An 11,808-nucleotide genomic window follows, 5' to 3' on the forward strand; every position below is an offset into this window, starting at 1 on the left:
CACGGCCCTGACGGGGTCTCTGGTTTGCTGTTTCTCTTTGCCGGGCCTGGTGCCCGGCTTTTTCATGGCGCGGTGACGATCAGCCCAGCAGCGCTGCCTTGATGGTCTTGACACCGTCGGCGTTGTCCCAGACCCCTTCTTCCAGCGCGTCGTGAATGGTCTTGTCCAGAGCGGCAGCCAGTTGCTCGCGCGTCTGGGCAGCCTGGGGACTGGCGTCCAGAACGATGCGCAAGGCGGTGGACAGTGCCGTGATCTGGGCTGTGAGATTGACGACGGTGGTGTTGGAGCTCATGAATCGGTCCTTGAAATGTCGATGAACAGGGCAGCTGGCATGGCGCGCAGTGCGGGGTGCCCAGCTGTCAACGGCCTTCAGTGTCGCGCGGGTGGATACTGCTGTTAACGTATCAACAATGAGCAGCGGCCGCCGGCTTGGGCGATCAGGAAGTGCCCGAGCGCTTTCAGGCAAAGCGCCGGCAGCTACTGTTTTTTGAGAGTTCTATAAGACAGGAGAGACAAGAGCATGCGTCTGAAGAGAGTCTGTATTTACGGTGCCGGGGCCATTGGCGGCTGGCTGGGCGTGGCGCTGGCCAGGGCGGGCTGCGAGCTGAGCGCCGTGGCGCGAGGCCAGACGCTGGCTGCGCTGCAGCACAACGGCCTGACGCTGGTGCATGGCCAGGAGTGTGAGACCGTGGCCGTCAATGCGCAGCAGGACCCGGCCGCCCTGGGCGTGCAGGATGTGGTGGTGATTGCCGTCAAGGCGCCGTCCATGCCCGATGTGGCGCGTGCCGTCGCACCGCTGCTCGGCCCGCAGACCCTGGTGCTGACCGCCATGAACGGCGTGCCCTGGTGGTTTCTGGCCGGTGGCGTGGATGCCGGCCTGCGCGGCCTGCAGCTCAGGGCCGTGGATCCGCAGGGCGAGATCGCGCGCGCCATTCCCACCGGGCAGGTGCTCGGCTCGGTGGTGCACGCAAGCTGCTCGCTTGACGCGCCGGGCGTGGTGCGCCGACATTTCGGCAATAGCCTCATCGTCGGCGAGCCAACGGCCCTGCCCGGCGATGCGCCCACGCCGCGCCTGCTGGCGCTGGCCGAGCTGCTGCGCGCGGGCGGCATCGAGGTCAGACTCAGCGACAACATCCAGCGCGATGCCTGGTACAAGCTCTGGGGCAATATGACCATGAACCCCGTCAGTGCGATCACGGGCGCGACCACGGACAGGATTCTGGGCGATGAGCTGGTGCGCAACTTCATTACGGCCGTGATGCTGGAGGCCCGGGAAATCGGCGCGCGCATCGGCCTGCCGATTGCCGACAGCCCGCAGGACCGCCATCAGGTCACGCTCAAGCTAGGCAGCTTCAAGACCTCCATGCTCCAGGATGTGGAAGCCGGCAAGCCGGTGGAGCTGGATGCCCTGGTGGGAGCGGTGCGCGAGATGGGCGCCATGTGCGGCATGAGCACGCCGTTCACCGATGCGCTGCTGGGGCTGACGCGGCTGCGTGCCCAGCAACTGGGGTTGTATCCGTTGTAACGCTTGGCGGCTCGTGACGGTCTTGGGCCTAGACTAGTCGGCATGAGCACCACATCTACCCAGACCGCACCTCTCAAGTCCGCCCCTGCGCAGGACAGTCATTGGGCCACGCTGTGCGTGGTGACCACCACAGTGGGGCACTCGGCCGAGGCCGAGGACATGGCGCGGGCTCTGGTCTCGGCCAAGGCTGCGGCCTGCGTGCAGACCGAGCGCATCACCTCGTATTACGAGTGGGACGGCGTGCTGCAGACCGCTCCCGAATGGCGCCTGATCTGCAAGACCCTTCCCGAGGCACTGCCGAGGCTGACCGCGCTGCTGCGCAGCCATCACAGCTATGAGGTGCCCCAGATCACCATGCGCACCGAGCGCTGCCTGAACGACTATGCCAAGTGGATCAAGCAGCAGGTGCAGCTCTGAAGCCTGAATAAAAAAGGAGCGCCTTGCGCGCTCCTTCATTGGGTTTCAGTACTTAATCTATCTGAAATCTTTATAGATAAAGCGCTGACAGCTATGGTTCTTGTGCTTCAGGATAGCAGGGCCTGGGCGAACTCGCGTGCGCTGAAGGTTTCCAGATCCTCGATCTTCTCGCCCACGCCGATGAAGTAGACGGGCACAGGGCGCTCCTGCGCAATCGCGGCCAGCACGCCGCCCTTGGCCGTGCCGTCGAGCTTGGTGACGATCAGGCCCGTGAGCTGCAGCGCATCGTCGAAGGCGCGCACCTGGGTCAGTGCGTTCTGGCCGGTATTGCCGTCAATCACCAGCAGTACCTCGTGCGGCGCCGTGCCGTCGGCCTTGCTCACCACGCGCTTGATCTTCTTGAGCTCTTCCATCAGATGCAGCTGTGTGGGCAGGCGTCCGGCCGTATCGACCAGCACCACATCCTTTTTGCGCGCCTTGCCGGCGGAGACGGCATCGAAGCTCACGGCGGCGGGGTCGCCACCGTCCTGGCTGATGATCTCCACGGTGTTGCGATTGGCCCAGACGCCCAGCTGCTCACGCGCGGCGGCGCGGAAGGTGTCGGCGGCGGCCAGCAGCACGGACTGCTCGCCGTCGGCCAGATGCTTGGTCAGCTTGCCGATGGACGTGGTCTTGCCCGCACCGTTGACGCCGGCCACCATGATGACGGTCGGTGTGTGCTCGCCGATGGTCAGCGGCTTTTCCAGGGGCCTCAGCAAATCGGTCAGCGCATCGGCCAACAGCGCCTTGACGGCAGCGGGCTCGGTGGTCTTGGTTTCCTTGACGCGGCGCTTCAGGTCTTCCAGCAGATGCTGGGTGGCCTTGACGCCGGTGTCGGCCATCAGCAGCGCGTCCTCCAGCTCTTCGTAGAGCCTGTCGTCGATCTGCGTGCCGGTAAAGACGGTGGCGATGCTGGAGCCGGTCTTGCGCAGACCGGCTTTCAGGCGCTCCATCCAGCTTTGACGGGAATCTGGGGCTTGCGGCTTTGCGGTAGGCTCGGGGGCTGCTACAAAATCCTGAGTGGCAGGCTGATCGTCGCCGGCCTTGGCCGTCGCGCCGCCGCCAAAGGGCTTGCGCCACCAGGAGCTGCTGCCGTTTTCGGCAGGCGTATCCTGTGGAGCTGGCCTGGTTTGAGCAGCAGCAGCGGGCGCCGCAGCTGCCTCGGCAGCGGGCGTGGTGTTCACCGCATCGGGTGAATTGGGCTTTTTCTTGAAAAAACTGAACATTGGCGGGTTTTTAGAATCGCATCATTCTATGAAACATGTACGCGCACTCCCTGTACTGGGCTTAATGGCCTGTTTGAGCGCTGGGGCAGCCTTGGCTGCGCCGGGCGCATCGTCGCAACCTGTGCCTGCTGCCGCCACGGCGGCCGCGCCGCAAGTGCAGCAGTTCACGCTGAAGAACGGCATGCAGCTGATCGTGCAGCCCGACCGGCGCGCGCCTACGGCCGTGCACATGGTCTGGGTGCGTGTGGGCTCCATGGACGAGGTCGACGGCACCACGGGCGTGGCCCATGCGCTGGAGCACATGATGTTCAAGGGCTCCAAAAGCGTCAAGCCTGGAGACTTCTCGCGTCGCGTGGCGGCGCTGGGTGGCCAGGAAAACGCGTTCACCTGGCGTGACTACACCGGCTACTACCAGCAGATTCCGTCCAACCGTCTGGAAGACGTGATGAAGCTGGAGTCCGACCGTTTTGCCAACAACCAGTGGCCGGACTCCGAATTCAAGAAGGAAATCGAGGTCATCAAGGAAGAGCGCCGCATGCGCACCGACGACCAGCCGCGCGCAATGTTGATGGAGCAGTTGATGGCGGCAACCTTCATGGCATCGCCCTATCGCCGCCCCGTGGTGGGCTGGATGAGCGACCTGAACTCCATGACGCCCGGCGATGTGCGCGACTTCCACAAGCGCTGGTATGTGCCGGCCAACGCGGCTGTGGTGGTGGTGGGGGACGTGAACGTCAACCAGGTACGTGCCTGGGCCGAGAAGTATTACGGCAGCATTCCCGCGCGTGCCCTGCCACAGCGCAAGCCGCAGACCGAACCCAAGCAGATCGGCGTGCGCCGCATCGAGGTCAAGCAGCCTGCCGAGCAGGCCTTTATCGCCATGACCTATCGCACCCCCACCCTGAAGAGCGTGGAAAAGCTGAAGCCCGAGGACAAGGACGCGCTGGCGCTGCTGGTGCTGTCCGCGGTGCTCGACGGTTATGACGGCGCTCGCCTGGAGCGCGCCCTGGTACAGGGCGAAGGCCAGGCCAACGGCCGCGTGGCAGATAGCGCCGGCAGCTCGGCCAACATCATGGGGCGTGGGCCCAGCCTGTTCATGCTGACCGGCGTTCCGGCCCAGGGCAAGACCGTGGCCGATGTAGAGGCTGCGCTGCGTGCCCAGATCAAGAAGGTGGCTGATGAGGGCGTGCAGGCTGACGAGCTGGAGCGCGTCAAGACGCAGTGGATGGCCTCCAACGTCTATGAGCGTGATTCCGTCATGGGTCAGGCCCAGAACCTGGGCAACTACTGGATCCAGAACATGCCGCTGGATGCCGAGGACAAGCTGCTGGCCGAACTGCGCAAAGTCACCTCTGACGATGTGAAGGCGGTGGCCGCCAAATATTTTGGCGACGACCAGCTCACTGTCGGCACCCTGGTGCCTCAGCCGCTGCCGGCGGGTAGCAAGCCCCAGCGCCCCATGTCGGGCAAGGCGGATGCAGATAAATCCATGCACTGAGCGCAGCGGAGAAACCTATGAAAACTATGAAAAAGATAGCTGCTGGCGCCTTTGTGGTAAGCGCTGGAATGGGTTTTTTAACCCAATCTGCCTGGGCCTTGCTGCCGATTGAGCATTGGACCCAGCCCAGTGGCGCCCAGGTCTGGCTGGTGCAAAGTCCCGGCATTCCCATGGTGGATGTGCAGGTGGACTTCGACGCCGGCAGCCGCCGAGATCCCGAGGACAAGGTGGGCCTGGCGACAGCCGTGGCCATGATGTCCTCCAAGGGCGTCAAGGCGGCAGGCGATGCGCCTGCGCTGGATGAAAACGGACTGGGTCAGGCCTGGGCCGACCTGGGCGCCAGCTTTGGCGCCAGCGCGGGGCGCGACAGCTTCAGCTACGGCCTGCGCACTCTGACCGAGCCCAACCTGCAGCAAAAGGCCGTGGCCCTGGCGGCGCGCCAGATTGCGTCGCCAAGCTGGCCGGAAGCCGTGTGGCAGCGTGACCGAGAACGCTGGAGCGCCTCCATCAAGGAGGCCGATACGCGTCCCGGCACCGTGGCCTCCAAGGCCTTCCGCAAGGCTGTATTCGGCAGCTCGCCCTATGGCTATCAGACCACGGTCGACAGCCTGGGCCGGATCGATGTTTCGGCCATGCAGGACTTTCACCGCAAGCTGATTGCCGCCTGCCGCGCCAAGGTCAGCGTGGTGGGGGCGGTCAATCGTCAGCAGGCCGATGCCATAGTCAAGCAGTTGCTGGGGCCGCTGCAGGCCACCAATGGCAACGACTGCCAGCCGCTGCCTGCCGTGGGCAAGGTGCAGGATCTGCAGCAAGCCAAGGTCGAGAACATTCCGTTCGAGTCGGCCCAGGCCCAGGTGCTGATCGGCCAGCCCGGCATTGCGCGCCACAACCCTGATTTTCTCGCCGTGATGGTGGGCAACCACATTCTGGGCGGCGGCGGCTTTACCTCCAGGCTGATGGAAGAGGTGCGTGAAAAGCGGGGCCTGACCTATGGTGTCTCCAGCGATTTCTCGCCGGGCCTGGATCGCGGCGCCTTCATCATCGGCCTGCAGACCCGCCCCGATCAGGCGGCCGAGGCGCTCAAGGTCTCGCAGGACGTGTTGCGCAAATTCATAGCCGAAGGTCCTAGCGACAAGGAACTCAAGGCGGCCAAGGACAATCTGATCGGCGGCTTTGCCCTGCGCATAGACAGCAATCGCAAGCTGCTGGGCAATGTGGCCAACATCGCCTGGAATGGCCTGCCTCTCGATTATCTGGAGCACTGGACCGATCGCGTTCAGGCTCTGACCACCAAGGACGTGAAGGAGGCGATGCAGCGCATGGTTCAGCCCGAGCGCATGGTCACCATCACTCTCGGAGCCAAGCCATGAGCCGCAGTGCCATCAAGCTACACACCCCCGCAGGCCGCAAGGCGCTGGACAAGATGATTCACGAGTCCGAGCGCAAGGCGCAGGAGCTGGCGGCCAGCCGTCCGGCCCGTCCCGGAGCCAAGGCCACCCAGCCAGCCGCAGCCAAGCCGGCAGCCACGGGGGCCGGTGAGATCCGCATCATCGGCGGGCAATGGCGTCGCACGCGTCTGGCCGTGGCGCAAAAGCCCGGTCTGCGGCCCACGCCCGATCGCGTGCGCGAGACCCTGTTCAACTGGCTGGGCCAGGACTTGAGCAACTGGAAATGTGTCGATGCCTTTTCGGGCACGGGGGCGCTGGGTTTCGAGGCTGCATCGCGCGGAGCGACCAGCGTCATCATGAACGAGCAGGATGCCGCCCTGGTGCAGCAGCTGCAGCGTCTTCAGCAAAAGCTCGATGCCAGGATGGTCAAGGTGCAGCGCGGTGATGCGTTGAGCTGCCTGAAGACCGTGGCGGGCCAGGATCTGATCTTGCTGGACCCGCCATTCAGCCAGACCGAGCTGTTCGAGCCCGCGCTCAACGCTGCCACAGCGGCCTTGAACGACGGCGGCTTCATTTACCTGGAGGCTCCCGAAGCCTGGGCCGAGGACCGCCTGCTGGAAATGGGGCTGGAGCTGCATCGCTATCTGAAGGCCGGCGCCGTCCATGCGCATCTGCTGAAGAAGCAGTAAACCGTTGCTGGCGAACCGGGAGCTGCTGGCGCTTCGAGCAGAGGCGCCAGCAGCTCTTTTTTGCATGGGGCAGCGCTGTGCAGGCCTGAATGCATAATCTCTTTACGCTGCACTGCAGCAGCCCTCACCCTCATCAAGACCCGCAGGAGAGAGATAAGCCATGAGCCAGGACCTGATTGCTGTTTACCCCGGAACCTTTGACCCGATCACGCTGGGGCATGAAGATGTGGTGCGCCGGGCTGCACAGCTGTTTGGCAAGGTCATCGTGGCCGTGGCGGCAGGCCATCACAAAAAGACGCTGTTCACGCTGGAGGAGCGCATTGCCATGGTGCGCGAGTCCTGCGCCAATTATCCGCAGGTGGAGGTGGAGAGCTTTGACGGGCTGCTGGCGCATTTTGTGCTCGCACGCGGCGCCAAGGCCATGGTGCGAGGCCTGCGCGCGGTAACGGACTTCGACTATGAGTTCCAGCTTGCCGGCATGAATCGCACGCTGATGCCCGAAGTGGAAACCGTATTCCTCACGCCCAGTGATCGCTATCAGTTCATCAGCTCCACCTTCGTGCGCGAGATTGCCACGCTCAATGGCGATGTGGACAAGTTTGTCTCCAAGGGCGTACATGAGCGCCTGATGCTCAAGGTCGGCCGCAAGGCCTGAGCTTTCAGCCGCCCTGGCCCGGCAGCCTGCTGCGATAGCTGCTGATGGCCTCGTGGACAAAGCGCAGCTTGTCCCAGGCCGGACCGGAAATGGCAAACGGATAGGCATCGCCATGGCCCAGGCTACGATTGAGGCTGTTGTGCAGCAGCGTGAGCGGCACCCACTGCGACTGCATCACTGAAAAGTCGGGCGGCACCGGCCCCAGCGGGTTTTGAATGAGTTGCTGGCCCGTGCTGGGGATGTCCGGTACGGTGATGCAGGTGCCGTAGCTGGCTGCGGTCTCCAGCAAGTCCACCATGTGCAGATAGTGAGCCCAGGTTTCGGCCCAGTCCTCCCAGGGGTGTGAGGTGGCATAGGCGCTGATGAACTGGCCGCGCCAGCTGTTGTCCAGCGGGTCCTTGCCGTAGTGGCGCTGCAGCGCCTGGGCATAGTCCTGATTCTCATAGCCAAACAATGCCCTGAAGCGCTCCAGATGCTCGCTGTTGGCGATCAGCTGATCCCAGTAGAAATGTCCCGATTCGTGACGCAGATGTCCTATCAGCGTGCGATAGGGCTCGTGCAAGGCCTGGCGGCGTTTGGCGCGCTCGTCGTCGTCTGCCTCGACGACGTTGAGCGTGATCATGCCGCTGGCGTGGCCGGTCATGACGGGATTCTGGCCGGGCAGGTCTGCGAGCAGGGAAAAGCGCGGCTCGGCCACGCGGTGCCCATGGGGGTCCAGAAGGCCCAGCCTGGCCAGGGTGTAGAACAGTCTGCGCTTGGCGACCTCGATCTTGGCCCAGCGCAGCTCATTGGCGGGATCGCTGCCGTCGGGTAGCCATTCGGTCTGTCGGCAGGAAACGCACAGCGGCTGCGGGTCTGAAGCCTCGATCGCAAAATTGCACAGGCTGATGTTGTGGCGGTGGGCGCAGGGGCGATAGCGTGCGTCGGGGGCCTCGGCCGGCGCAAGAATGCCGACGCGCAGCTGATCGGGCAGGAATGCCTGGCTGGCGCCGCAATGCACGCATTGCAGGCTTTCAAAATAGATCAGGTGCCCGCAGGCCTCGCAGTTGAAAACTTGCATTCGAACACTTTAATGGCGAAGTCAGCCGCCTGGGTGTAGGAAAAAACAAAGCCAGCTCAAAAGCTGGCTTTGTGGCGGGAAGTGAGGCCCTCAGAAAGAGTCTTGCTTCATGCACGCACCATCAGGGTCTGACCACGATGCTGTTGCGCACGTCGCGCACATGCTTGGTTGTGCGGGCAATTTCGCCGGCTCGGGCTTTTTCTGCTTCGGATTTGGCGAAGCCCGACAGCTGCACAGTGCCGTTCATGGTTTCGACGCTGATGGCGGTTGCAGAGACATTCTTGTCTTCGGCCATCTTGGCCTTCACCGCAGTGGTGATGCCGGCGTCATCCACATAGGAGCCCACAGTCTGCTGGTCACGAGCCACCGAACAGGCCGTGGTACCCAGCACGGTCGTCGCAGCGACCAGACTGAAAGCCAAAGCACGAGTCAGATTCTTCATATGGTTCTCCCTTGGTTTTGAAAAGGCGCAAAGAACGCCTGCGAAAAACGGCTCAGCGTGAATTCCTGCTCACTTCCTGCGCGAGCGGCCCAGAAAGAAGGCCGTCGCCAGGGCCGCGCCGGTCGCGGCAGCGATCAGCACGGAACGCCCGGGTTGTTCGGACACATACTTGGTGGTCGCATCAGCGGCGGTGTTGAACTGACGGCGTGCGCGGTGCGAGCTGTCGGCCCAGAAGTTGATGCTGCGCTCGGCCAGATCCTGAGCCCGGTTGGCCAGGTTGTCGATCAGCGGGTTTTCGCTGTCCTCGACATTGCGCATGTGACGCCCGGTAGAGTCGATGGCCTCGGAAGCCGTGCGGCGAGAGCGGCGTGCGGTGTCCTCGACCTTGTCGGCGATGTCTTCGGCCACATCCCGTGCTTCATTGACCATTTTCTGGGCAGCCTGCTTGCCGGAGTCCACTGCATCTTCTGCTGCATCGGCCATCCTGTGCGCAGCATTCTGGGCGGATTGGGCTGCGTGCTTTGCCGTGTCCCTGACGTCAGCAGCCACATCCTTGGCGGCGCCCTTGAGATCTTCAACCGTGTCCTTGGCGTCTTTTACGGCTTGGCTCATTGTTTGGAACTCCCTGAAATCTAGAAATTTTCGTGACAGCGTGCAGTAACGCCGGTCTGCGGAACTCTGCCTGCAGGAGGCAGAAGTTGAGGGTGATCATGGCGAATACTGGTGGTTTGTGCAATGTGATCGAACAAAGTTCTACACATTCGGTGCCTTTGCTATTTCTTCACCAGGCCCATCAGGAAGGTGATGACGGCCATGACCAGAAAGACGAAAAACAGAATCTTGGCAATACCTACGGCGCTGGCCGCAATCCCGCCGAAACCGAAAACTGCAGCGATCAAGGCAATCACCAGAAAGACAATGGCGTAGTGCAACATGGTTTTCTCCTTTCGAATGCAGGCCGACAGGCATTGCCGTGCGGCCATGTATTGACTGTAGAGAACTGAGCAGCCCAAGCTTGACGGTGAGCTTCTGTCACCAGGGTCGGGGTATTTAGGGACAGTCATGTAGGACTGCGTTGACCCGCGCACCGAGTTCAGGTGTTTGCCACTGTCAAAGGAATGACTGCCGAGATGGTGGTTCCCTTGCCGGGCTGGGATGCCACGGTAAGCCTGCCGCCAACGGCTTCGACACGGTGTTTCATGCCTGCCAGACCATGGGAGTTGGGGCGCATGCTGGCCGGCTCGAACCCTTGACCATCGTCCTGAATCTGCACGGCCACATAGGTGGGATAGTTGTGAACCGTCACGATGACATGGCTGGCCCTGGCGTATTTTCCGATGTTGGTGAGGGACTCCTGTACGACGCGATAGACCGTCAGCTGCGTGGATTCAGGCAGGTCCACTTGCTCCAGGCTGCATTCCACATCGATGCTGCTTCGTTCACCGAATTCTCGGGTCAGGATTTCCAGCGCGGTGGTCAGGCCCAGGTTGGACAGAGAAGAAGGGCGCAGGTCCTCGATGATGCGACGTTTGAGTGCAATGCCGCTGTTGAGCGTCTCGATCAGATGGGTGATGCGTTCGGATACGTCGGGTGTCGATGTATCGATCTTGGACTTGAGGCGCGCAACGTCCAGTTTCGCGGCTGTCAGCAGCGAGCCCAGCTCGTCGTGCAACTCGCGTGCCAGGTGCGCTCGCTCATCCTCGCGTACCTGCTGCAAATGGGTTGCCAGCTCGGTGAGGGCCGCAGTGCGGTCGCGAACGACTTCCTCCAGGCGATTGCGCTCGTCGCGCTGGATCTCCTGCTCGCGCTGATGTGAGTGCTGCAGCGCATTGGCCTGCCGCAGATACATGAAGAAGCCCAGAATCCCCAGGGCGGTCACTGTCGCAATGCCCAGGCGTGACAGACCCAGCGTTTGTTCGATATCCGCGAGATTGGACTTGACGCGCTGGTCGATGCTGTCCATCAGGGTTTTGATGTGGCCCCGTATGGCATCCATGTTTTCCATGCCAACGTCGGTAAACATCACAAAGCGCCACGCTTCATCGTTGCCCTGGCGATAAAGGCGCAGGCTCAGCTCCATTTCGCTGGTCTTGCGCTCGACCTGGCGGGCCAGCGGAGTAAAGGTTGCCAGCTCTTTGGGATCCATGATGAAGATGCCGCGCAGGTCATCCATGCTGCTGCTGATAGCGGCGGAGGCAGAGTTGTAGGGCTCGAGATAGCGCTCCTCTCCTGTCAGCAGGTAGCCGCGCAGGCCGGTTTCCGCATCCAGCATTTGCTGCATCAGCAAATTGAGCTTTGCTCTGGTGGCTTGCGTCTTGGTGAGCGTGTCCAGAGCTTGCAACGAGCGCTTATAGCCTGCTTCATTAATGCTTACCATTAAGACTGCCGCAATGACTGCGATCGTCAGGCTGACTGCAATTTTGCGGATATTGGTCCAACGCATCTACATCCTCTCACCTACAAGGCAATTACCTGATATTCTGCATAACCGTAGCGTCAACGACTGACATCATAGTGCGGGTCTTAAAGTGTGATGCGCCCTGGAGATGAGCGCAGTTTCATGAAAAGAGGTGTTCATGATAAAAGTAGGCATAGTGGATGACCATGCGATTGTTCGCTCGGGATTACGCCAATTCCTGTCGGAACATGTAGATCTGAGGGTCGTGGGAGAAGCGGGCAATGGGCGGGAGGCCATTGACCTGGTTCGGGAGCATGAAATTGACGTGCTGCTGATGGACTTGTCCATGCCGGGGCAAAGCGGCATAGATGCCTTGGCCATGCTCAGAGCCAAGGCACCTGACATGGGAATTCTGATACTAAGTGGCTACCCTGAGGAGCATTACGCAATCAACTTGATTCGTCAGGGGGC

The 11,808-nt window shown here is 62.1% G+C and carries 14 protein-coding genes; 7 read left to right on the forward strand and 7 right to left on the reverse strand.

Going from position 1 to position 11,808, the window contains the following annotated elements; translation table 11 throughout:
- Positions 1-79: 79 nt before the first annotated feature.
- Complete coding sequence (locus CTATCC11996_RS07015; protein WP_003074515.1) at positions 80-292, reverse strand: hypothetical protein; 213 nt, start codon at positions 290-292, stop codon at positions 80-82.
- Between the two features lie 228 nt (positions 293-520).
- On the opposite strand from CTATCC11996_RS07015, the gene CTATCC11996_RS07020 reads away from it, so the two are divergent.
- Together CTATCC11996_RS07020 and cutA are read left to right on the forward strand one after the other, a co-directional pair.
- Positions 521-1,525: a 2-dehydropantoate 2-reductase gene (locus tag CTATCC11996_RS07020; protein ID WP_003074516.1), complete on the forward strand. Its 1,005-nt coding sequence runs from the start codon at positions 521-523 to the stop codon at positions 1,523-1,525.
- Between the two features lie 42 nt (positions 1,526-1,567).
- On the forward strand, positions 1,568-1,942 hold the full coding sequence (cutA, locus tag CTATCC11996_RS07025; protein ID WP_003074517.1) for a divalent-cation tolerance protein CutA: 375 nt from the start codon (positions 1,568-1,570) through the stop codon (positions 1,940-1,942).
- Positions 1,943-2,049: 107 nt separating this feature from the next.
- Here cutA and ftsY read toward each other — a convergent pair whose 3' ends face one another.
- Entirely contained in the window at positions 2,050-3,207 is a 1,158-nt protein-coding gene (ftsY, locus tag CTATCC11996_RS07030) for a signal recognition particle-docking protein FtsY (protein ID WP_003074518.1), read from the reverse strand.
- Positions 3,208-3,271: 64 nt separating this feature from the next.
- Between ftsY and CTATCC11996_RS07035 the strand changes: the two genes are divergently transcribed.
- The 4 genes from CTATCC11996_RS07035 to coaD all read left to right on the forward strand — a co-directional run bounded on the left by CTATCC11996_RS07035 (position 3,272) and on the right by coaD (position 7,437).
- A complete protein-coding gene (locus CTATCC11996_RS07035) occupies positions 3,272-4,705 on the forward strand; it encodes a M16 family metallopeptidase (protein ID WP_080569836.1) in 1,434 nt (477 codons plus the stop codon).
- Between the two features lie 17 nt (positions 4,706-4,722).
- A complete protein-coding gene (locus tag CTATCC11996_RS07040; protein WP_034348365.1) occupies positions 4,723-6,075 on the forward strand; it encodes a M16 family metallopeptidase in 1,353 nt (450 codons plus the stop codon).
- Positions 6,072-6,782 (forward strand): 16S rRNA (guanine(966)-N(2))-methyltransferase RsmD, encoded by a 711-nt coding sequence (gene rsmD / locus CTATCC11996_RS07045; RefSeq protein WP_003074523.1) that lies wholly within the window; start codon positions 6,072-6,074, stop codon positions 6,780-6,782. Before CTATCC11996_RS07040 ends, rsmD begins: the two co-directional genes overlap by 4 nt.
- Positions 6,783-6,942: 160 nt before the next feature.
- Positions 6,943-7,437, forward strand: a complete 495-nt coding sequence (gene coaD / locus CTATCC11996_RS07050; RefSeq protein WP_003074524.1) for a pantetheine-phosphate adenylyltransferase — start codon at positions 6,943-6,945, stop codon at positions 7,435-7,437.
- Between the two features lie 4 nt (positions 7,438-7,441).
- Here the strand turns inward: coaD and CTATCC11996_RS07055 are convergent, their stop codons facing one another.
- The 5 genes from CTATCC11996_RS07055 to CTATCC11996_RS07075 all read right to left on the reverse strand — a co-directional run bounded on the left by CTATCC11996_RS07055 (position 7,442) and on the right by CTATCC11996_RS07075 (position 11,382).
- Positions 7,442-8,497: a zinc-binding metallopeptidase family protein gene (locus CTATCC11996_RS07055; protein WP_003074526.1), complete on the reverse strand. Its 1,056-nt coding sequence runs from the start codon at positions 8,495-8,497 to the stop codon at positions 7,442-7,444.
- Positions 8,498-8,618: 121 nt separating this feature from the next.
- Positions 8,619-8,939 (reverse strand): BON domain-containing protein, encoded by a 321-nt coding sequence (locus CTATCC11996_RS07060; RefSeq protein ID WP_003074528.1) that lies wholly within the window; start codon positions 8,937-8,939, stop codon positions 8,619-8,621.
- A 69-nt stretch (positions 8,940-9,008) separates the two neighbouring features.
- Positions 9,009-9,551, reverse strand: a complete 543-nt coding sequence (locus CTATCC11996_RS07065) for a hypothetical protein (RefSeq protein WP_003074529.1) — start codon at positions 9,549-9,551, stop codon at positions 9,009-9,011.
- 161 nt (positions 9,552-9,712) lie between these two features.
- Positions 9,713-9,874, reverse strand: coding sequence for a DUF1328 domain-containing protein (locus CTATCC11996_RS24845; protein WP_003051882.1), 162 nt, complete (start codon positions 9,872-9,874; stop codon positions 9,713-9,715).
- Between the two features lie 158 nt (positions 9,875-10,032).
- Positions 10,033-11,382 carry a sensor histidine kinase gene (locus CTATCC11996_RS07075; RefSeq protein WP_034348366.1) on the reverse strand — a complete coding sequence of 450 codons (1,350 nt, stop codon included), beginning with the start codon at positions 11,380-11,382 and terminating at the stop codon, positions 10,033-10,035.
- A 133-nt stretch (positions 11,383-11,515) separates the two neighbouring features.
- On the opposite strand from CTATCC11996_RS07075, the gene CTATCC11996_RS07080 reads away from it, so the two are divergent.
- Positions 11,516-11,808: response regulator (locus CTATCC11996_RS07080; protein ID WP_003074534.1), on the forward strand; the 293-nt coding region annotated here is incomplete at its 3' end.

The organism is Comamonas testosteroni ATCC 11996 (assembly GCF_000241525.1).
Taxonomy (GTDB): Bacteria; Pseudomonadota; Gammaproteobacteria; order Burkholderiales; family Burkholderiaceae_C; genus Comamonas; species Comamonas testosteroni.

Bases quoted from the DNA above. Each gene is read 5' to 3' on its own strand.
- CTATCC11996_RS07015 (WP_003074515.1), bottom strand. From the start codon at position 292: ATGAGCTCCAACACCACCGTCGTCAATCTCACAGCCCAGATCACGGCA.
- CTATCC11996_RS07020 (WP_003074516.1), top strand. From the start codon at position 521: ATGCGTCTGAAGAGAGTCTGTATTTACGGTGCCGGGGCCATTGGCGGC.
- cutA (WP_003074517.1), top strand. From the start codon at position 1,568: ATGAGCACCACATCTACCCAGACCGCACCTCTCAAGTCCGCCCCTGCG.
- ftsY (WP_003074518.1), bottom strand. From the start codon at position 3,207: ATGTTCAGTTTTTTCAAGAAAAAGCCCAATTCACCCGATGCGGTGAAC.
- CTATCC11996_RS07035 (WP_080569836.1), top strand. From the start codon at position 3,272: ATGGCCTGTTTGAGCGCTGGGGCAGCCTTGGCTGCGCCGGGCGCATCG.
- CTATCC11996_RS07040 (WP_034348365.1), top strand. From the start codon at position 4,723: ATGAAAACTATGAAAAAGATAGCTGCTGGCGCCTTTGTGGTAAGCGCT.
- rsmD (WP_003074523.1), top strand. From the start codon at position 6,072: ATGAGCCGCAGTGCCATCAAGCTACACACCCCCGCAGGCCGCAAGGCG.
- coaD (WP_003074524.1), top strand. From the start codon at position 6,943: ATGAGCCAGGACCTGATTGCTGTTTACCCCGGAACCTTTGACCCGATC.
- CTATCC11996_RS07055 (WP_003074526.1), bottom strand. From the start codon at position 8,497: ATGCAAGTTTTCAACTGCGAGGCCTGCGGGCACCTGATCTATTTTGAA.
- CTATCC11996_RS07060 (WP_003074528.1), bottom strand. From the start codon at position 8,939: ATGAAGAATCTGACTCGTGCTTTGGCTTTCAGTCTGGTCGCTGCGACG.
- CTATCC11996_RS07065 (WP_003074529.1), bottom strand. From the start codon at position 9,551: ATGAGCCAAGCCGTAAAAGACGCCAAGGACACGGTTGAAGATCTCAAG.
- CTATCC11996_RS24845 (WP_003051882.1), bottom strand. From the start codon at position 9,874: ATGTTGCACTACGCCATTGTCTTTCTGGTGATTGCCTTGATCGCTGCA.
- CTATCC11996_RS07075 (WP_034348366.1), bottom strand. From the start codon at position 11,382: ATGCGTTGGACCAATATCCGCAAAATTGCAGTCAGCCTGACGATCGCA.